Source organism: Mesorhizobium sanjuanii, assembly GCF_002529485.1.
Lineage (GTDB): Bacteria > Pseudomonadota > Alphaproteobacteria > Rhizobiales > Rhizobiaceae > Mesorhizobium > Mesorhizobium sanjuanii.
In genome coordinates this window covers 1-735 of record NZ_NWQG01000128.1, presented here as the reverse complement: position 1 = coordinate 735, position 735 = coordinate 1, and the positions used below count along the sequence as shown (strand labels likewise).

General features: G+C 67.5%; 1 protein-coding gene. It reads right to left on the bottom strand.

The features are described from left to right. Positions 1–735, bottom strand: a 735-nt coding sequence (gene rsmH, locus CN311_RS19635) for a 16S rRNA (cytosine(1402)-N(4))-methyltransferase RsmH (protein ID WP_097575388.1), incomplete at both ends; no start/stop codon positions are given.

The window sequence follows — 735 nt, the reverse complement described above, 5'->3', positions numbered from 1 at the left end:
TTGCCGAACGCGCCCGCGGATTGGCCGCTATCTCGGCATCGTCGGGCGTCACCCCGCCGCCCGCCTTGCGGAAGGTGGCCAGGCGTGTCTGCGCCTCGGGCATATGCCGCGACCCGGTCACCTGATCGGCACGGTCGGCGATGAAGCGCTTGACGATGCGATCCTCCAGCGAATGAAACGTCACCACGGCCAGCCGCCCGCCCGGCTTCAGCACGCGCTCGGCCGCGAACAGCGCCTTGGCCAATTCGCCGAGTTCGTCATTGACGAAGATGCGCAGCGCCTGGAAGACGCGGGTCGCCGGATGGATCTTGTCCTTGGGGGCGCGGCCGATATGCGTCTCGATGGCATCGGCAAGATCGAGCGTCCGCTCGAACGGGCGTTTTTCGCGGCGGCTCTCGATCATGCGGGCGATGCGGCCGGCATGGCGCTCCTCGCCGAGGAAACCGAAGATGCGGGCAAGATCGCCCGCCTTGAAGGAATTGACGACATCGGCGGCGCTCAGGCCCGCTTGCGCCATGCGCATGTCGAGCGGTCCGTCGGCGCGGAACGAAAAGCCGCGCTCCGCCTGGTCGATCTGCATCGAGGAGACGCCGATATCGAGCACCACGCCGTCGGCGCTTTCGACCTGTTCGTCCAGCATCGAGAATGGCGCGTGGACAAGCCGGAGCTTGCCGTCCGACCGTGCTTCGAGGTCCCGCCCCGCCGCGATCGCATCCGGATCGCGATCGATGGCCA